This window comes from Mycobacterium shunyiense, from assembly GCF_058270075.1.
The window spans coordinates 1,085,050-1,102,497 of record NZ_JBZDPU010000015.1 but is presented as its reverse complement, the minus strand read 5'-3'; the positions used below and the strand labels follow the sequence as shown (position 1 = coordinate 1,102,497).

General features: G+C 65.1%; 18 protein-coding genes. 6 read left to right on the top strand and 12 right to left on the bottom strand.

Annotation, left to right across the window (positions count from 1 at the left end; genetic code table 11):
- Nucleotides 1-3 precede the first annotated feature (3 nt).
- Both AC4ELH_RS19675 and AC4ELH_RS19670 read right to left on the bottom strand, forming a co-directional pair.
- Nucleotides 4-981 carry a TIGR03617 family F420-dependent LLM class oxidoreductase gene (locus tag AC4ELH_RS19675; protein ID WP_448444056.1) on the bottom strand — a complete coding sequence of 326 codons (978 nt, stop codon included), beginning with the start codon at nt 979-981 and terminating at the stop codon, nt 4-6.
- The gene (locus AC4ELH_RS19670) at nt 978-2,105 is read right to left on the bottom strand and encodes an Rv3169 family protein (RefSeq protein ID WP_498886096.1); all 1,128 of its coding nucleotides are present in this window, start codon (nt 2,103-2,105) and stop codon (nt 978-980) included. Before AC4ELH_RS19670 ends, AC4ELH_RS19675 begins: the two co-directional genes overlap by 4 nt.
- 43 nt (nt 2,106-2,148) lie before the next feature.
- Here AC4ELH_RS19670 and AC4ELH_RS19665 point away from each other — a divergent pair, with 43 nt between their 5' ends.
- Nucleotides 2,149-2,793 (top strand): TetR-like C-terminal domain-containing protein, encoded by a 645-nt coding sequence (locus AC4ELH_RS19665; RefSeq protein WP_498886095.1) that lies wholly within the window; start codon nt 2,149-2,151, stop codon nt 2,791-2,793.
- A 17-nt stretch (nt 2,794-2,810) separates the two neighbouring features.
- On the opposite strand, the gene AC4ELH_RS19660 is transcribed toward AC4ELH_RS19665, so the two are convergent.
- The 3 genes from AC4ELH_RS19660 to AC4ELH_RS19650 are packed head-to-tail and all read right to left on the bottom strand — an operon-like array spanning nt 2,811 to nt 5,119.
- A complete protein-coding gene (locus tag AC4ELH_RS19660) occupies nt 2,811-3,800 on the bottom strand; it encodes an LLM class flavin-dependent oxidoreductase (protein ID WP_448444050.1) in 990 nt (329 codons plus the stop codon).
- Complete coding sequence (locus AC4ELH_RS19655; RefSeq protein ID WP_448444048.1) at nt 3,797-4,183, bottom strand: nuclear transport factor 2 family protein; 387 nt, start codon at nt 4,181-4,183, stop codon at nt 3,797-3,799. The genes AC4ELH_RS19660 and AC4ELH_RS19655 overlap by 4 nt, the downstream gene beginning before the upstream one ends.
- 9 nt (nt 4,184-4,192) lie before the next feature.
- Nucleotides 4,193-5,119, bottom strand: a complete 927-nt coding sequence (locus AC4ELH_RS19650; RefSeq protein WP_448444046.1) for a helix-turn-helix domain-containing protein — start codon at nt 5,117-5,119, stop codon at nt 4,193-4,195.
- A 58-nt stretch (nt 5,120-5,177) separates the two neighbouring features.
- Between AC4ELH_RS19650 and AC4ELH_RS19645 the strand changes: the two genes are divergently transcribed.
- The 5 genes from AC4ELH_RS19645 to AC4ELH_RS19625 all read left to right on the top strand — a co-directional run bounded on the left by AC4ELH_RS19645 (nt 5,178) and on the right by AC4ELH_RS19625 (nt 10,696).
- Nucleotides 5,178-6,425: a sulfotransferase family protein gene (locus AC4ELH_RS19645; protein WP_448444044.1), complete on the top strand. Its 1,248-nt coding sequence runs from the start codon at nt 5,178-5,180 to the stop codon at nt 6,423-6,425.
- Complete coding sequence (locus tag AC4ELH_RS19640; RefSeq protein ID WP_498886092.1) at nt 6,425-7,675, top strand: MBL fold metallo-hydrolase; 1,251 nt, start codon at nt 6,425-6,427, stop codon at nt 7,673-7,675. The genes AC4ELH_RS19645 and AC4ELH_RS19640 overlap by 1 nt, the downstream gene beginning before the upstream one ends.
- Nucleotides 7,672-8,421 carry an SDR family NAD(P)-dependent oxidoreductase gene (locus tag AC4ELH_RS19635; RefSeq protein ID WP_448444040.1) on the top strand — a complete coding sequence of 250 codons (750 nt, stop codon included), beginning with the start codon at nt 7,672-7,674 and terminating at the stop codon, nt 8,419-8,421. Before AC4ELH_RS19640 ends, AC4ELH_RS19635 begins: the two co-directional genes overlap by 4 nt.
- Nucleotides 8,422-8,472: 51 nt before the next feature.
- A complete protein-coding gene (locus AC4ELH_RS19630; RefSeq protein WP_498886090.1) occupies nt 8,473-9,483 on the top strand; it encodes a zinc-dependent alcohol dehydrogenase in 1,011 nt (336 codons plus the stop codon).
- Between the two features lie 64 nt (nt 9,484-9,547).
- A complete protein-coding gene (locus tag AC4ELH_RS19625) occupies nt 9,548-10,696 on the top strand; it encodes a cytochrome P450 (protein ID WP_498886088.1) in 1,149 nt (382 codons plus the stop codon).
- Nucleotides 10,697-10,727: 31 nt separating this feature from the next.
- Here AC4ELH_RS19625 and AC4ELH_RS19620 read toward each other — a convergent pair whose 3' ends face one another.
- The 7 genes from AC4ELH_RS19620 to AC4ELH_RS19590 form a co-directional block, all read right to left on the bottom strand.
- Nucleotides 10,728-11,666, bottom strand: coding sequence for an alpha/beta hydrolase (locus tag AC4ELH_RS19620; RefSeq protein ID WP_498886086.1), 939 nt, complete (start codon nt 11,664-11,666; stop codon nt 10,728-10,730).
- A 1-nt stretch (nt 11,667) separates the two neighbouring features.
- Nucleotides 11,668-12,531, bottom strand: coding sequence for an SDR family oxidoreductase (locus AC4ELH_RS19615; protein WP_498886084.1), 864 nt, complete (start codon nt 12,529-12,531; stop codon nt 11,668-11,670).
- On the bottom strand, nt 12,528-13,013 hold the full coding sequence (locus AC4ELH_RS19610) for a polyketide cyclase (protein WP_463794733.1): 486 nt from the start codon (nt 13,011-13,013) through the stop codon (nt 12,528-12,530). The genes AC4ELH_RS19615 and AC4ELH_RS19610 overlap by 4 nt, the downstream gene beginning before the upstream one ends.
- Before the next feature lie 68 nt (nt 13,014-13,081).
- Nucleotides 13,082-14,143, bottom strand: a complete 1,062-nt coding sequence (locus AC4ELH_RS19605) for an acyl-CoA dehydrogenase family protein (RefSeq protein WP_498886083.1) — start codon at nt 14,141-14,143, stop codon at nt 13,082-13,084.
- A complete protein-coding gene (locus AC4ELH_RS19600; protein ID WP_498886081.1) occupies nt 14,140-15,255 on the bottom strand; it encodes an acyl-CoA dehydrogenase family protein in 1,116 nt (371 codons plus the stop codon). The genes AC4ELH_RS19605 and AC4ELH_RS19600 overlap by 4 nt, the downstream gene beginning before the upstream one ends.
- Nucleotides 15,240-16,016 (bottom strand): crotonase/enoyl-CoA hydratase family protein, encoded by a 777-nt coding sequence (locus AC4ELH_RS19595; RefSeq protein WP_498886079.1) that lies wholly within the window; start codon nt 16,014-16,016, stop codon nt 15,240-15,242. The genes AC4ELH_RS19600 and AC4ELH_RS19595 overlap by 16 nt, the downstream gene beginning before the upstream one ends.
- On the bottom strand, nt 16,013-17,443 hold the full coding sequence (locus tag AC4ELH_RS19590; protein WP_498886077.1) for an aldehyde dehydrogenase family protein: 1,431 nt from the start codon (nt 17,441-17,443) through the stop codon (nt 16,013-16,015). The genes AC4ELH_RS19595 and AC4ELH_RS19590 overlap by 4 nt, the downstream gene beginning before the upstream one ends.
- Nucleotides 17,444-17,448 lie beyond the last annotated feature (5 nt).

Genomic DNA, 17,448 nt, shown 5'->3' with positions numbered 1-17,448 from the left:
TCCTCAGCCCAACGCGTCGATGATCTCGGCCAGCGCCTCCACGGCGATGGGCCCGGGTTGATAGAGACAGATCCGGTCCGAGACGCCGTCCACGCGGTCCCGGATGTGCGCGGCCACCTCGGACGGTGTGCCGCAGGCGGCGATCGTGTGCAGCACCTCGTCATCGATCAACGTGGCCATCTCCTGCCACCGCCCCTGCTTGGACATGGCGTTCAGCTCGGGTTGCAGGTCACCCCAGCCGTGCGCATCCAGCACCGGCCGGTAGGCGGGTGTGGAGCCGTAGAAGGCCAGCAGCATCCGCGTCGACGTGTGATCCTCACCCACCGACACGATGATCTCCGGTACCACCGCGAAGTCGCCGGTGTCTCGGCCCGCGGCGGTCAACCCCTCCAGAACGGCCGGCATGGTCTTCTCGTGCAGGAAGCGCTTCGATCCGAACGGCATCACGAGCAGGCCGTCGGCCACTTCGGCTGTGGCCCGGGTCATTCGCGGGCCCAGCGCTCCAAGATAGATCGGCGGCGGCCCGAACGGGTTCGGCCCGGGGTTGAACGTCGGTGTCATCAGGGTGTGGTGGAAGAAGTCACCGCGGAAGTCGAGTCGCTCGCCGTCGTTCCAGGCGGCGAAGATCGCGCGCAGCGCGCCGACCATCTCCTTGATCCGTGCCACCGGGTGGTCGAACTCGGTGCCGTAGCGTTTCTCGATCTGCGCGCGAATCTGGGTGCCGAGGCCGAGGATGAAACGCCCCTCGGAGATCTCCTGGAGGTCGTTCGCCTGATGGGCCAGCTGGATCGGGTTGCGGGGCAACGCAATCGCCACATTGGTCATCAGATCGAGGCCCTTGCCCGCCGATGCCAGCACCAGCGGGGTGAAGACCTCTCGCGGGCCTTCGAAGGTGAAGACGCCGGAGGCCCCGGCCTCCCGCAGGAGTCCTGCCCGTTCGGCCGCATCGGTCGGACCGAACAGGGCTGTCATAACCTTCACTGTGCTGCCCCGGCCACGACATCGGTCCAGTCGTGGAGCCCCGACGGGTGGTGCGGGCCGATGACGGCGTGTTCGAACAGTCCCGCGCCTACGTGCGTGCTGCCGTCCGCGTCGGTGAAGACAGCCCGACCGACGTGGTCGATCAGGCTGAAGGGGGCGCGCGCGAGGACGTCGGGATCGGTCATGTCGTAGGAGACGCGTTCGGTGAAGGGCCCGCCCTTCCACGTCCCGTGCGCCCAGGACGAATCCCCGCCGTACCCGGACCCGAAGGCGATGGGCGCGAACAGCTTCGACTCGACGTCGAGTTGCAGTCGATCTCCCGACCGCGTCATCATCTCGATGTGCGCGCCGTGGGGGATTCGGGTGCCTGGCGTGTAGTGGATGGTCGCGCGCACCCCGTCGAGCTGTTCGACCCTGCCGTCCGGCCACCGCCGGGTGCAGTCGTACAGGCTGCGATGCCCATCCGGGTCCTCCTGGATGATCAGGAAGATCTGATAGTCGTCGAATGCCAGCGGAAGATAGAGCCACCACATTCCGCCGAATGCGGTGTCCGGTCGGCCCGACGGCTCCGGCTCACCGATGGGTCGGATTCCCCACGACCTGTCGCGGCTGCCCACCGTTTTGGTCGAGTCGACATTCAGGCGGTCGCCGTCGACGTCGATCCAACCGTCCCACGTGCCGAGTTGTGCAAAACGGCATGCCTGCAACGTCACTCGTCGCTCGGAGTGCATCTGATGCGGGTGTTCCAGAGCGGCCGGGAAAAGGCCACGCCAGCGGAGGTCAACCTCGAGACCCTCGGTTTTCGTCACCGTCAGGTGTAGTTCCTGCAGGGGTTCGACGACGTCGAGCCGGTATCCGTTGACGTTCTGATGGAGGCGGTCGCCGTCAATCGCGTCGCTGAAGCGGACGGCGGTCTGGGTGCCTCCTCGCCGGATGACGACGTATGCGTCCTTGACGCCGAGTCGGGGGTAGTAGCCGATCCCGGTCAGCGCCATGAAACGTCCGTCGCGATCGAGCACATTGAAGTACGAGCGATCGTAGAAGTTGCGATCCGAGGTGGCCGGGGCGCTGATGGGCACCGGCGCCTGATGGATCGGGTACTCGTCGAGCGGACTCAGAAACACGCGGCACTCCCAATATCGATACGATGCGAGTTATATTGTAATTATGAGAACAGATCGACCCGGCGATGACAAGGGTGCAGTCCGGTCGTCCGCTGGTCGGCCGCGCGACACCAAGATCGATGCCGCGATCATCCAAGCGACTCGCGATCTACTGCTCGAGACGGGCTACTCGGCACTGTCGTTGTCTGCGATCGCGACTCGCGCAGGTACCACGACCGCTGCCATCTACCGGCGCTGGTCGGGCAAGGCGCAGCTTGTTCACGAAGCGATACTGCCGGACGAGGCCATGGCCATGCCGAGTGCTTCTGGGGACGCCACGGGGGACATCAGGGCGCTGGTTGAGGCGACACGCACCATGTTCGACCGCCGCGAGGTCCGGGTCGCACTACCGGCGTTGATCGCCGATACTGTCGCCGATCCGGATGTGCACAGCCGAATGATCTCTCGATTCGCCGGCAGTCTCGCGACCTTCCGCACCAGACTCGACCAGACGACCGGACTGCCCAGCGACGACTTGCCCACCAACGAAGGCGAACTCCCGCTACTCGCCGAAGTCGTTGTCGGCAGCGCGATCTTCCGCATCATCGTGCGGCATGACGCCCCGCTGGACGCGGCGTGGGTGGACGACCTGACCAACCTGATCAGCTACGGTTGGACCTCGATGTCGCGGGGTTCGGCTTCTCGGTAGGCGTAGCGAAGCGAACGTCAGTCCAATCGCGGCAGGACTTCGTCGGTCAGCAGCTGTACCGACTTCCACGCTTCGTCGATCGGCATACCCCCGACGAGGGGGTGCAGGACGAGCGCCCCGTAATCAGGGCAATCGCGGACTTCGGCAACCAGTTCGTCCGGTGTCAGGAAGCGGTACCTGCCCGAAGCTCGCACTTCCTCGAGGCTCTGAACGCCGGGCAGGTGCATCGATGACAGTGCCCTGTCACGCGACCACGCACCGTAGGTCACGGCCTCCCACAGGATGTGGTCACCGAACTCCTGCCAGGCCTTGTCCGGATCCTCGCAAAGGTAAACCATGCCGCGATTGACGGCCGCGGGCATGATCAGCAGCGGCTCGACATCAGCCTCCGCACATAGTTCCCCGTAGTACCGAGCCAGGTCTGGCTGATATGCCGGCAAGCTGAGCCCGAGCCCGAACCGCACGGCGCGGCGCGCGGTTGCACGTACCCCGCCGCCGACATAGAGCGGTGGATGTGGCTTGGTCCACGTGGCAGTTGCCAGGCACGCAGTCGGATCGCCTTCCACGATCGAGCTGCCGGACCACGCTGCCAACATGGTGTGCAGCAGGTGGTCCATCAACGGCGCACGTTGGCTGAAATCCGCACCCAGCGCATCGTATTCGACTTCGCGATATCCCAGTCCGACGGTGGTGAGCAATCTTCCACCGCTCACGGTGTCGACGAATGCGATGTCTTCGGCCAGCCGTACAGGGTTCCAGAGCGGTCCCAGTGCGCAGTCGATGCTGAGGAAGAGGTTCTGGGTGCGCTGCAGGAACAGAGCCGCCGCCATGACCGGGTTGCTGCTCCAGCCGTGCCCAGTGACGTGGTGTTCATCGATGCTGACGGCAGCGACGCCGCGTTGGTCGCCCCACTCTGCCAGTTCCATTGCCGCCGAGATGATCTCGCGTCTAGAGGTGGGATCACCTCCGGGTGAGGCGAAGTTGAAACGAAGAATCGGTACGGTCATCCTGCTGCCTGGATGTCCGATGCGGCGAAGAAAGACCTGACCGAGGTGATCTTGCCGTCGGCGTCGAAGGTCATGGTGTCGATCGGCTCGAGTTGCAACGGTCCGTCGCCGGCATCGAAGGCAATCCGAAACTGAAACGCGGCCTCTTGCCTGCAGACGCGCAGCGACTGAAGCGTGGTCGTCCGTTCAAGGGCGCCCAGAGCCGAAAAGAACTCTCGGATCTCGGTCGATCCCACGCGGGGTGTTGTGCCCACCGGATCTTCGACGCTGGCTCCGTCGGCGAAGAGCTCGAGGATCTGATCGGCGCTGCCCGTTGCTATCAGGTGCAGGTACCGGTGCACCGTCTCGGTGATGGTTGCGGTCAGGTCAGGGGTTTCGGTCATGGGTGAACGTTAGGAGCGGATGACGGGTACCGGAGACTCATGTTCCGTTGAGCGGCACAATGTCTCGACCTCGCGGGCGAACTCGACCACGCCGGCGCCGACCGCTTCGAGCTCCTGGCGGCTGAGCGTCCGGTACGGCTGCGCCGAGACGGTCATGACGACCGTGTCGGTGGCGTCGAAGATCGGAGCTGAGATGGTTGCAAGAGGTGTCGCATCCGGTTCGTCAGTCGGTAGCTGATCGACCACGGTCAGATCGGCCACGGCGGCGGCCAGACGCGTGGACAACGGCCCGGGCGGTGAGCCGCTGTCGAGTGCCTTCAGCGCCGTGAACACTTGCAGGAGCGGATCGCTTAGACGCTCGATGCCGTAGCCCCGGACTCGAATCTCTTCTAGCACCTGACTGATTCGCCGGCGAAAGGCCGGGTTGACCGAGCCTGCTGCAGCGATCCAGTCCGCGCGTGCGGACGCCGGTGCCCAGGCGACGAATTCGCGGCCGAAGGGGGCGACGAAGGGAAGCCGCACACCGGCGGGCACGGGTATACGGGTGCCGGGCGCAGCAGCGGACTCGACGACGACGATGGTGCGGTCGTCGAGTGCGGAGATGCACATCGGCATGCCGAGCGAGACGCACAGGCGCTGAAGTGGTTCACGCAGTGAACGGGACGCCACGTTGTCGGGTCCGCCGAGTCCTGACAGCGTGGGTCCCAAGGAGAACCTCCCGCTCAGTGGGTCACGTGACACCCACTGACGAGCACACAACGTGTGCATGATCGCGTGGCCGGTCGACCGGCTCACGTCCAGCTCACGGCATATTTCGGCCAACGTGAGCGGGTCGGTGGGTCGCTGCAGCAGCAACTCGACGATGTCCACGACCCGGGTGGTCGGGGGTGACAGGTCTTGACCCGTGGGCGCAGACGGGCCTAACTTTCCGTTCATATATTCGGAAAGCATATATCGAATATTCGACATCGATCAACATGGAGGCGTATCGGCCATGCTGGAAACCACAGTCGACGATCTGGTCTCGCCGCGTCTGACGGCAACGCAGCAAGCAGTTCTGGAGCAGGTCGTCGATCTATCCGTTGACCTTTCCCCCGGCGCCTTGATCGATGAGGCGATCGAGCGGGCGGGCGTCAGCGACTTCGGGTCCGATGACTTCCGGCCCCGCCTCGACATGTATGCGGCGGCGATCGACGCAGACGGAGGAAACACGAACCTCAATCGAATCAACCTGCGGCAAAGAATGGTTCGCTTGCTGACTCAGCGCCTGCTGCTGACGGATCTGCTGCGCCGGCATCCCGAGATCCACGACATCGAGATCGAGCGTCCCATCATCGTCGTGGGGCTTCCTCGTTCGGGGACGACCCACCTGGTCAATCTCATCGCCGCGGACCACCGCCGGCGAGCGCTGCCCTACTGGGAGTCTCAGGAACCTTTCCCGCTGAGGGGGGAAGGGCCCGGCGTCGATGGGACGGATCCTCGATTTGCCCGCTGCGCCGCGGAACACGAAGGGGCGCAGGTCATGGTCCCCTTGCTCCAGGCGATGCACGACCGGTTTCCCGCGGCCATCGAAGAAGAAGTCGAGCTGTTGGACCTGGACTTCGCCAGCTACGTCCTGGAGTGGCACGCGCGGGTCCCCTCGTGGCGGGACTTCTATTACGGCTTGGATCAGAACGAGCATTACGCGTACCTGCGCACAATCCTCAAGGCACTGACCTTCCTGCGTGGACCACGCACCTGGGTGCTGAAGTCGCCACAACACTGTGAGCAGTTGGGCCCGTTGATCAACACCTTTTCCGATGCCACTGTGGCCTTCACCCACCGAGATCCCGTCGCGGTCATCCAGTCGGCGGTGACCATGCTGGCCTACGGCGATCGCATCCGCCGCCACGACGTGGATCCCGAGTCTCTGGTCGACTACTGGACCGACCGGGTCGAGACGCTGCTGCGCGCCTGTGTGCGCGACCGCGACCTCATCCCCGCGAACCAGAGCCTCGACATCGCCTTTCACGACCTCAACGGAAAGGAGCTGACCATCCTCGAAAAACTCTATGGACACAACGGCACCGACATGACCGGTGAGGCCAAGGCGGCATTCGGTGCGTATCTCGCCGGCAATCCGCGCGGAAAGCATGGCCGAATGCGCTACGAACTCGAACGCCACTTCGGCCGCTCACCCGAGGACATCCGTTCCCGATTCGACTTCTACTTCGAGCGTTTCGACGTCAGGAAGGAACAATGATGAGCGATCTCGAGCCGATCTACCGCAGCCGCCCAGGGGCCGACTCGATTGTCGGTGCGAATGCTCCTGCAGCCCAGGAGGTTGTCCCCGGCGTCTGGTGGTCTCCGGGACTGTCGAACTCCTTCCTCATCCCGACCAGTGAGGGCCGGATCGTCGTCAACACCGGCATGGGCTTCGAAGCGCAAGTGCACCGGTCGAATTACGACGCGGTCGATTCGACGCCGATCCGCTACGTCATCCTGACCCAGGGGCACGTGGACCACGTGGGCGGAATCGACGTACTGAGCGACCCAGGCACGGACGTCATCGCGCATGCCGACTGGGTGACGTGGCGACGGGACAACGAACTGCTGGCACCCTTCCGGGCCGCGAACTCGTCGTTCGCGTGGGTCGAGAAGGTGATGTCTGCCATTGCCTACTCGACGGAGCGCTTCGGCGGTCCACCGCCTCCTCAAGGCGTGCCCACCCCGACGATCACCGTCGAGGACCGACTCGAGTTGACGCTGGGCGATCGGCGCCTGGAACTGCTCGCCACTCCCGGCGGAGAGACAACGGACAGCCTGGTGGTGTGGCTGCCCGACGAAAAGGTGTGCCTGTGCGGCAACGTCTTCGGGGCGCTCTTCGGTCATATTCCGAACCTGGTGACCTTGCGCGGCGACCGCTATCGCGACGCGCTGACGGTCATCGATTCGATCGAGCGTGTCCGGGCACTCGGAGCCGAGGTTCTGCTGACCGGTCACTTCGGCCCTATCACAGGCCGGGAACGGATCGACTGGGAATTGGGCAGGCTTCGTGACGCTGTGGCCTTCATCCACGACGAGACCGTGGCCGGCATGAACCAGGGCAAGGACGTCCGCACCCTGATGCGCGAAGTGCAGTTGCCGCCCGAGCTCGAAGTCGGACAGGGCTACGGCAAGGTGAGCTGGAACGTCCGCGCAATCTGGGAGAACTACGCCGGCTGGTTCCACCACCAATCCACCGCCGAGCTCTATCCCGATGCCGTGGAACCGGTGTCAGCACATCTGGTGGAACTCGCCGGCGCCGACGCGCTGGCTGACCGGGCCAGGGCGCTGCTGGAGGACGGTGACCCGGTCAACTCGATACGGCTCGCCGAGATGGTCACCGCGGTGCAGGACGACCACGCCGGGGCAATCGGCGTTCTGCGCGGCGCACACGAACTCCTGCTCGAAGAGAGCACCAACTTCTGGGAATCCGCCTGGTTGCGAGAAAGAATCAAGGAGCTGTCATGACGAACGACCTGACCTTCGACTTCACCGGGGCCACCGCGCTGATCACCGGTGGCACGAGCGGGATCGGGCATGTCACGGCGCTGCGGTTGCGCGACGCCGGCGCAGCGGTGACCGTCACGGGTACCAAACCCGATCCCTCCCACTATTCGGTAGAACTCGACGGCCTGTCCTATCGGCAGCTCGACGTGACGGATGTGGACGGAACCGGTGAGCTCGCAGCCGAATTCTCGACTCTGGACATCCTCGTCAACAACGCCGGCGCCAACTTCCCGGGTGGCCTGGACGAGTCGACGGCCACGGGCTTCGAGGCCTCTGTAAACGTCAATCTCCTGGCCCCGTTTCGGCTGACGACAGCGCTGCGCGGCGCCCTCAAGTGCTCAACGGCTGCCGGCGGTGCCAGCGTGGTGATGATGGCGTCGATGGCGGCGATTCGTGCCGTGGCAATGGTGCCCGGTTATGGCGCGGCCAAGGCGGGTGTCCTGTCACTGACCCGCAACCTGGCAGCACAGTGGGCGCCGGACGGAATCCGGGTCAACGCGGTGGCGCCCGGGGTGATCGAGACACCGATGACCGCCCCGATGGACTTTGTCCCCGAGGTGAAGCAGGCACAGGTCGACCACATTCCCCTGGGCCGCTTCGGAATTCCTGTTGAGATCGCCGATGTCATCTTGTTTCTGTGCACGCGCAGTGCGTCGTACTGCACGGGTTCTGCCTTCGTCGTAGACGGCGGCTACAGCGTGCAGTAGCTGCGCGCAGCCTCGACCATTCGTCAACTGACCACCAAACCAGGAGTGCACATGAAGATTTCGATCGTTGACGGCCCAGGCCACACCGATGTGGTCGAACGACCGGACCCGACTGTCGGTCCTCGGGACGTCTTGGTGAAGGTACGGGCCTGCGGGATCTGTGGAACCGACGCGTTCTACATCTCGATCGGCGGACTGCCACCGCATCAGGGCGCCATGCCGCTGGGACATGAGCCTGCGGGCGAGATCGTCGCGGTCGGCAGAGAGGTGACCGACCTCGCGGTCGGTGACCACGTCGTTGTCGATCCGATGGCGTCGCCTGACGACATCATCGGAAATGGCGGCGCCCGTGGTGCTCTCGCAGAGTTGCTGCTTGTGCACGACGCCGTCCGGGGCAAGAACCTGGAAGTCATCCCGGACTACGTGCCGTTCGAGGTCGCTGCACTCAACGAACCCATGGCCGTCGCCCGGCATGCGGTAAACCAAGTTGCGCCTGGTCCGGCTGACAAGGTCGTGGTCTTCGGTGCCGGCCCCATCGGGCTGGGTGCGACGATCGCGTTGAAATCCCGCGGGGTGGGCCATGTCGTCGTGGTCGACGTGCTCCCCGCCCGTCTGGAGAAGGCCCTCAAAGTCGGTGCCGACGCGGTTGTCAACTCCGCTGAGGACGATCTTGCGGCCAGGCTGACCGAGCTTCATGGTTCTGGTGACTCGGTGTGGCCGGGTAAGGCCGCCACCGATGTGTACCTCGACGCCGCGGGTGTTCCGGCCGTGATCGACAGCGCCTTGGCACTGGCAAAGCGTGGCTCCAAGCTGGGAGTGGTTGCGGTACACAAGGAACCGGTAACAGTGGACCTGATCAATGTTATGAGCAACGAGATAACCATTGTCGGTTCGATGGGGTACCCGACCGAGATCTTCGAGGTCACCCGCGACATCGTCGCGGACTGGGAGAAGTACGCGGTGCTCGTCAGCCACACGTTCGGATTCGACGATGTCGACCAGGCGCTGGGCCTGGCTGCCACTCCGGGCGCCGCCGACAAGATCGTTGTCACCTTCAACTGAGTGTCGGAATCCCGTCGCAAGATCTCACGGCATTCCCCTCAGAGGATGAAAGAAGTTGTAACACATGCCGAATACTCAGATCCTTTACGATCCATCGACGCCGGAGTTTCAAAACGAGCTCTGGAATGTGTACCGCACCATGCGAGACAAGTACCCCGTCTACCACGACCCCGGCAGCGGGTTCTACGCACTCACCCGGTTTGCGGATGTGTGGGCCGCCGCGGCCGATCACGAAACGTTCTCCAGTCGCGTTGCAGAGGCAAATGACCTGCTTCCACAACTGATCTACATGGACCCGCCGCGGCAGACCGCACTACGCAAGCTGGTTTCACGGGTCTTCACCGCACGACGGGTAGCCGGTATGGAAGACGATATCCGGAACTACATCCGGAGCCTCATCGACACAATCGCCGCGAACGGCACCTGCGAGTTCCAGCATGACTATGCCGCAGTTATTCCGAGTGTAGTGGTCGGCGGAATGATCGGCCTCGACGAGCAGCATATCGGCCCGGTGCGTACCTGGACAGAGGCGTTCATCGACACGACCGACACGAACAAGGCGCTGGAAGCCGCAGTGGGGATATACACCACGTTCGCAGAGCTTCTCGACGAACGCCGCCACCGTCCGCGAGACGACATGATGACCGATCTCATCAACGCTGAGATCGACGGACAGCGGCTGAGCGATGAGGAACTGCTGGGTTTCTGCCTGTTACTGGTCCTGGGCGGCAATGACACGACGGCCAGCCTGATCGGCTCCGGCGCCGTCCTGCTGCTGCGCCATCCCGAGCAGCGGGATCTGCTGTTGAATGACGAGTCGCATTGGCCAACAGCAGTCGAGGAGATGTTGCGCTTCGAATCGCCCACCCAGACGTTACCCCGAACTGCCACCCGCGACGTTGAGTTACATGGGGTCCACATCCCGGCAGATTCACGGGTGATGTTGGTGTGGGGCGCGGCCAACCGCGATGAACGTGAGTTCTCCGAACCGGATCGTTTCGATGTGACCCGGCGTGCTCAGCGCCATGCTGCATTCGGTCACGGCGTTCATTTCTGTATGGGATCGGGACTGGCCCGCATGGAGGCCCGCCTCGCTCTTACCGAGTGGTTTGCCCGATTCCCCGAGTGTGAACTGGCCGGTGACCCTGAACGGATCACCTCCAGTTGGGCGCGCGCGTATGACTCGGTGCCACTACGACTGGGCGGCCGCTGACAGTCAGAGAGGGGTCAGACGGGGTCACCCCTCAAAACCGAAGTGGGTGCGCGAACTTGGCCTGCAGCAAGGCACCTACTTCGGCCAGTGCCAACCGCCCGCGCGCGGTGGCGTCGGAGCGCATCAGGAAGCCGTGGTACATACCGGGATAACGCGTGACGGTGGTCTGTACGCCGGCATCGCGCAGGCGCCCGGCGTAGCGCTCACCCCAATCGCGGATCGGGTCGCACTCGCCGGTCACGACGATCGCCGGCGGCAGGCCACGAAGGTCGGTCGCATACGCCGGGACCTGATACGCGTCGCGCGGTGAGCCGCCACGATCGACCAGTTCGTGCATGTAGACGATGTCTTCATGCCGAAGCAGTGGGGCGTCAGGCATCGAGGTGATGGATGCCGCACCCATGTCGCGATCCAGGCCGGGGTACAGCAACACCTGGGCGAAGATTCGTGGACCGCCGTGGTCGCGGGCGGCCAAAGCCACTGCGGCAGCCAGCGATCCGCCGGCGCTGTCGCCGACAACCGCCAGTCGGCCGGCGTCGAGGTTCAGTTCGTCGGCATGAGCGGCAACCCATTCGATGGCCGCGTAGGCGTCGTCGAATTGCGCTGGTGGCGGCGATTCCGGCGCCAGCCGGTAGTCGACAGCCGCGACAGCAGCGCCGCTGGCCTTCGCCAGTTCGCGGGCGAGCGGCTCGAACGAATGGTTCGAGCCCATCACCAGCCCGCCGCCGTGCAGGTACACCAGCACCGGTAGTCCGGGCGCGGGGCTGGGCCGATAGAGGCGTAGCGGTATCGGACCGCCCGGGCCCGTGGCCGTCAGGTCTTCGATGCCCGCCATGGCCGGCATCTCGGGTAGCGGTGCCGATTCGAGGCCGGCCCGCACGGCCTGCAGGCCGCGGGCTCGCATGGGAGCGATCTCGCCGAACGACGCCACTCGGGCGGCGGCATCGGGATCCAGTGGTGGATAGGTCATTTCAGCTCTGTGCCGGGTCGAAACGGCGCTCGGTCCGTAGGCGGGGAGCCTCCTGGTTGCTCAGGACCCGCGCCCGCTCGGCCATCGCCGAGCCGACGTAATCGGGTTGGGTGAGCAGATAGAATCGGCCTTCGGCGGCCTGCTCGAACACCACCTCGGCTGCGGCCAGCGGATCCATCGCCTCGGCCTTGATGTCGAGCATGGCGGCGCGTTGTCCTTCGGCCGCAGCGGCATCGCCGGATTGGACGCCGCCAGCCGATTCGAAGATGTCGGACACCACGGCGCCTGGTAGCACCGCCTGCACGTGCATATGGTGGTCATGGCCGGCGGATTGCACTTCCAGGTGCAGGCATTCGGTCAGGGCCAGAACGGCATGCTTGCTCATGATGTAGGGCGCCTGCAACGGGACGACGGCCACACCACCGATCGAGGACAGGTTCCATACCCAGGCAGGTGCGTCGGTGGCCATCATCTTCGGCAGGAATGCCTTGACGCCGTGGAACACTCCGCTGATGTTGACGTCGACGACGCGTTGCCAGTTGTCGACCGGGGTGTCCCACAGATACCCGAACTGTTCGATACCGGCGTTGTTCACCAACAGGCGTACCGGCCCGAGGTCGCGATAGACGTCATCGGCCAGCGCCTGCACCGCGTCCGCATCCCGCACATCGCAGACCACGTCGGTCGCCGATCCGCCTGCGGCGTCGATTTCTTCGCGGAGGCCCGCGATGGCCTCGGCGTTGACGTCGACCAACACCACCGTCATACCCAACTGGCTGGCATACCGGGCCAGACCGGCGCCGATTCCGGCGCCGGCTCCCGTGATGACGGCGACGCCGCCACCGAAGATTCCTCGGGCGCTCACGCGGATTGCGCAGCCGCGGCCTTGGCGGTGTGCTCGGCGAGCGGCACCGAGTCCTCGGCGTCGAGAACGACGTTCAGCGAGGTGAAGACCAGACCGTCTTCCGACCGCCGGATGCCGGCATCGACGACGCCACTGGACACCGCGAACGGAACATTGTTGGTGATCTGGTTGACGAACAGATAGAACCGGACATTGGTGACCTCGCCGTCGGTTCCCGTGCGGTACACGTTGGTGATGTGATGGCGGCACGGGTACGGATTCACGTTGCGGTGCTCGATGAGCCAGGCCAAAGTTTCGGCCTTGCCGTGCAACTCGGCGGCGAGCAGGTCCTCGAACGGGCACGCCCCCGAGTCGGAACGGCTCAGGTACTCCATCTCGTCCCCGATGCGGGGGCCCAATTCTTCGAAGTGGCCCTGGTCGTAGTGGAACCAGAAGCCGGAGATGAATTCCTGGACGTCAGACAGGGTGATCTCGTTGCTCATGCCTGCAGTCAACCTGGGATGTGGCGCCGGTAACAGCACCGGTGACCGGTCAGCGGAACGTCAAACAGCTAAGTGCCGGCAATCAACGCCCAGAGCTGTTGTCCGCCTGCCGCAACGGCCGCCGCCGCAACTTGATCGTCCCAGAAGCGCACAGAGCCAAATTCCGAGCGCCAGGCCAGGGCGGCGCGGGTGAACTCGTGCAGTCGATGCTCGTGCGTCGTGCCGATCGCACCGTGCACCTGGTGCGCGTTGCGGGTCACGACCGAGGCGGCATGCCCGGCGCACGATCGCGCGGTCGCGATCTGGAAATCCAGTTGAGCTGACTGCCAGCCCGTCCCGACGGCAGTGTGCAGCGCAGCCTCGGTGGCGGCCCGCGCCAGCGCCGACTCCGCTGCCGCATCCGAGATCAGGTTCTGAACCGCCTGGAACTTCGCCAGCGGGCGTCCGAACTGCACCCGGGACGCCACGTGCTCGATGGACAGCGCCACCGCACGATCGAGCGCCGCGCACACCTGAATCGCCCGTACCATCGCCGATCTGCGGCCGAGCTCGTCCACCAGTCCGGTGGAGACTGGGTGTCCGGTCATTGACGTGGTGCCGACGGTGATCGTGTCGCGCGGTTCGCCGATCAGGTTGGTACCCGGGGTGATCGACAGGTCTGCCGTGCCGAGTTCGGTGAGCCGGTACTCGTCGCCGGCCGGCCAGAGCACGACGATCCGTTCTGCCTCAGCGGCCCACGGCACAGGTGTGGTGGATTCGCCGCTGCGTGGCGCCACATACACCGTTCGCACGGCGTCATCTACGGGTCGGCCGAGGGTCTCCAACAGCCAACAGGCCAGCAAGTCGTGTTCGGCCAGTGGGATGCGGACACCGTGACGGACTGCGGCGCTGAGCAACTCAGCTGCCTCGAGCCAACCTGCGCCGCTGCCACCGGATTCCTCGGCGCCGGTCAGCCGGACCAGACCGAGGGAGTCGAGCCGCTGCCACAGTGCGCGGTCGTACTCGATGCGTTCGCCCGGGCGCCCGGTGGGCGCGGTCTGGCGGTAATCGGAGAAGACACCGTCCATCATGGCCGCCAGGTCGGGGTCCACCGCGGTCAGCGTGCCCAGGGCGAGTTCGGTGGTGCTCATCGCATACCCAATCCCCGCGCGATGACACCGCGCAGTACTTCGTTGGTTCCGCCGCGTAACGTGAAGCCGGGGCGCTGGTCCACTGCTGTGGCGACCAGGTGCGCCCACTCGGCGTCCGTGGCGGCGTCATCTCCGGTCTGCCGGTCTGCGTAGTCGGCGATGTCGCCTTCGACCGTGGTGCCGAGGACCTTGACGACCGCTGCCGGGACATCGGGATTCTCACCGCGCTCCAGGGCGCCGGCCACTGCGGTTGACATGTGATGCAGTCCGGCGACGCGCGCGACCAGACGGCCCAATTCGGCATCATCTGACGTGTTTTCGAGCGCGAAGGCCAGCAGCGGGAAGGTCGACAGGAATCGTTCCGGCCCGCTGCGCTCGAAGCTCAGTTCTGAGGTGACCTGGGTCCAGCCGTGGCCGATCTCGCCGAAGACCATGGCATCGGGAACGAACACCTCGTCGAGCACGACCTCGTTGAAGTGATGCGCGCCGTTCATCGAGATGATCGGGCGGACCTGCACGCCCGGGGCGCGCAGGTCGACGATGAACTGGCTCAACCCGGCATGCCGGTGCGACGGATCGACCGGTTCGGTGCGGGCCAGCACGATGAAGGCATGAGCGCGGTGCGCCCCCGAGGTCCACACCTTGGTACCGGTGATCGACCACCCGCCATCGACCCGTACCGCACGGGTGCGGACGCTGGCCAGATCCGAGCCGGAATCCGGTTCGCTCATCCCGATTCCGAAGAAACACTCACCACGCACGATGCGAGGTAGGAACTCTGACTTCTGCTCTTCGGTCCCGTACTTCAGCAGCGACGGCACGATCTGGCGGTCGGCGATCCAGTGTGCGGCCACCGGTGCCCCGGCAGCCAGCAGTTCTTCGGTCACGACGAACCGTTCCTGAAACGAGCGGCCGTGACCGCCGTAATGGACGGGAACCGTCATGCCCAGCCAGCCCTGCTTCGCCAGGGACGCGGTGAAACTTTCGTCCCATCCGCACAACCACGAATCGATCGACGGCGTGAACGCGCCGGCGGCCAACTGGTCGGCCAGGAAGCCACGGACTTCCCGGCGTAACTCGTCCAGGTGTGCGCCGGTCACGATGTCCGCCACTTCGCGATGCGCCGTTGGTGCTCGGCGTCGTGGTGGGCCAGCGGCTGCATTGCCGCCGCCATGGAGAGCGTCGATTCCAGGGAGCCGGTGATCGATTCCTGCAACAGGCGCTTGGCCATCCGCAGCGCGTGCGGCGGGTTGACCGCGATCCGGTCTGCCAGTGCCCGCGCTTCAGTCAGGAGGTCTTCGTGGGGTACCACTCGGCTGACGAGTCCCCATTCCAACGCCGTTGCGGCGTCGATCCGTTCGCCGGTAAAGGTCAGCTCGGCGGCACGGGCGTAGCCGATGGCGCGCGGCAGGAACCATGTGCCACCGTCGCCCGGGATGAGGCCCAGCTGCACGAAGCTCTCGGCGAAGGACGCGCGCTCGGAGGCGATCCTGATGTCGCACATCATCGCCAGATCGCAACCGGCACCGATGGCGGCGCCGTTGACCGCAGCGATGAGCGGGACTTCGAGCCGACCCAGGGCGCGTGGGATCCGTTGGATCCCATCGATGTAGGCCCGGCGCTGGTCGATGGCATCGAGACCGAACATGCCCTGACGATCGGCCATCTCCTTGACGTTGCCTCCTGCGGAGAAGATCTTGCCCGCACCTGTGAGGATGACCGCACCCACGGTGTTGTCGGCGTTGACCGCATCGACATTGTCCTCGAATGCGGCGATGACGTCCTTGCCGGTGATGGCATTGCCGACGTCGGGCAGGGTGATCGTCCAGATTTGCACCGGTCCGTCGGTGTGGACGTCAAGCGGTGAGGTCACGCACGCTCCTTGAGCTGAAGGGATTTGGTCTGGAGGTACTCCTCGAAGCCAAATCGGCCCAGTTCACGGCCGATCCCGGACTTCTTGTACCCGCCGAACGGGGCGGTGGGGTTGTAGGCGCCGCCGTTGATGTCGAGCTGGCCGGTCTGCACCTGACGGGCGAAGGCGATGGCGTCGTCGTCGGTGGCGGCCCAGACCGCGCCCGACAGGCCATAGGGGGTGCAATTGGCTATGCGCAGTGCATCGTCGGTATCGGTGAAGGGCGTCACGGCCAGCACGGGGCCGAACACTTCTTCCTGACCGAGTTCGGAGTCGGGATCCACATCGGCGAAAACCGTTGGTGCCACGAAATACCCGACATCGCGGATCGGCTCTGCGCCACCGATCAGGAGCCGAGCACCGTCGCGCTGGGCGCGCTCGATGAAGCCACGCACTGAGTCGAACTGCGACCGCGACGCCGACGGTCCGATCCGGGTCGCCGGGTCGCGCGGATCACCCACCGTGTAGCGGGCGACTGTGGATTCGATCAGGTCCAGCGCCTCGCCATATCGACTCTGCGGCACCAGCATCCTGGTCCAGGCCATGCAGGTCTGACCGCCGTTGAGGAAGGCATTGCCCACCCCGACCTTGACCGCGGTCGCCAGATCAGCGCCGTCGAGGATGACGTTGGCCGACTTGCCGCCGAGCTCGAGGGCAACCTTCTTGATCGACTGGCCGGCCAGCTCTCCAACGCGTGCGCCCACACCGGTGGACCCGGTGAACGAGACGAAGTCGACGTCGGGATGTGAGGCGAGGCGTTCGCCGATCACCCGACCGGGGCCTGAGACGAGGTTGATGGTCCCCGGTGGCAGGCCGGCCTCTTCGCAGGCTCCGACGAAGGCGAACACCGAAAGCGGGGCCTCGTTACTGGGTTTGAGCACGACGGGACAGCCCGCGGCGATGGCGGGCAGCACCTTGGCGACCACCTGGTAGAGCGGGTAGTTCCACGGCGTGATGGCCCCGACGACGCCGTAGGGCTCCCTCAGGACCAGCGAGTTTCCGATGCGCTCTTCGAATTCGAAGGTCTCCAGCACATCGGCGAAGCCGTTGGCCACCGCCAGCGGTACCTGCGTCTGCACCGTCTGCGCGATGCGTATGGGGGCACCCATCTCGGCGGTGATGAGTTCGGCGATGTCGGTTAGGCGTTTCTCCATCGCAGCGATGACCCGCTGCACCCGGTCCCGGCGTTCGTCAACGGTGATGAGCGGGTCGAACGCCTGACGGGCCGCGGCCACCGCGGTGTCGACGTCGGCGGCGTCGCCGTTGGGCACGTGGCCGATCACTTCTTCGGTCGCCGGGTCGACAACGTCGATGAACCCGTCCCCCGAGGGGGTGATCCAGCTGCCGTCGATAAACAGTCTGTCGTGTTCGAAAGTGGGCACTGTCATCCTTA

Excerpts from the sequence above, each read along its gene's own strand:
- AC4ELH_RS19665 (WP_498886095.1), top strand. The coding sequence starts at position 2,149 with ATGAGAACAGATCGACCCGGCGATGACAAGGGTGCAGTCCGGTCGTCC.
- AC4ELH_RS19660 (WP_448444050.1), bottom strand. The coding sequence starts at position 3,800 with ATGACCGTACCGATTCTTCGTTTCAACTTCGCCTCACCCGGAGGTGAT.
- AC4ELH_RS19655 (WP_448444048.1), bottom strand. The coding sequence starts at position 4,183 with ATGACCGAAACCCCTGACCTGACCGCAACCATCACCGAGACGGTGCAC.
- AC4ELH_RS19650 (WP_448444046.1), bottom strand. The coding sequence starts at position 5,119 with ATGAACGGAAAGTTAGGCCCGTCTGCGCCCACGGGTCAAGACCTGTCA.
- AC4ELH_RS19645 (WP_448444044.1), top strand. The coding sequence starts at position 5,178 with ATGCTGGAAACCACAGTCGACGATCTGGTCTCGCCGCGTCTGACGGCA.
- AC4ELH_RS19640 (WP_498886092.1), top strand. The coding sequence starts at position 6,425 with ATGAGCGATCTCGAGCCGATCTACCGCAGCCGCCCAGGGGCCGACTCG.
- AC4ELH_RS19635 (WP_448444040.1), top strand. The coding sequence starts at position 7,672 with ATGACGAACGACCTGACCTTCGACTTCACCGGGGCCACCGCGCTGATC.
- AC4ELH_RS19630 (WP_498886090.1), top strand. The coding sequence starts at position 8,473 with ATGAAGATTTCGATCGTTGACGGCCCAGGCCACACCGATGTGGTCGAA.
- AC4ELH_RS19625 (WP_498886088.1), top strand. The coding sequence starts at position 9,548 with ATGCCGAATACTCAGATCCTTTACGATCCATCGACGCCGGAGTTTCAA.
- AC4ELH_RS19620 (WP_498886086.1), bottom strand. The coding sequence starts at position 11,666 with ATGACCTATCCACCACTGGATCCCGATGCCGCCGCCCGAGTGGCGTCG.
- AC4ELH_RS19610 (WP_463794733.1), bottom strand. The coding sequence starts at position 13,013 with ATGAGCAACGAGATCACCCTGTCTGACGTCCAGGAATTCATCTCCGGC.
- AC4ELH_RS19605 (WP_498886083.1), bottom strand. The coding sequence starts at position 14,143 with ATGAGCACCACCGAACTCGCCCTGGGCACGCTGACCGCGGTGGACCCC.
- AC4ELH_RS19590 (WP_498886077.1), bottom strand. The coding sequence starts at position 17,443 with ATGACAGTGCCCACTTTCGAACACGACAGACTGTTTATCGACGGCAGC.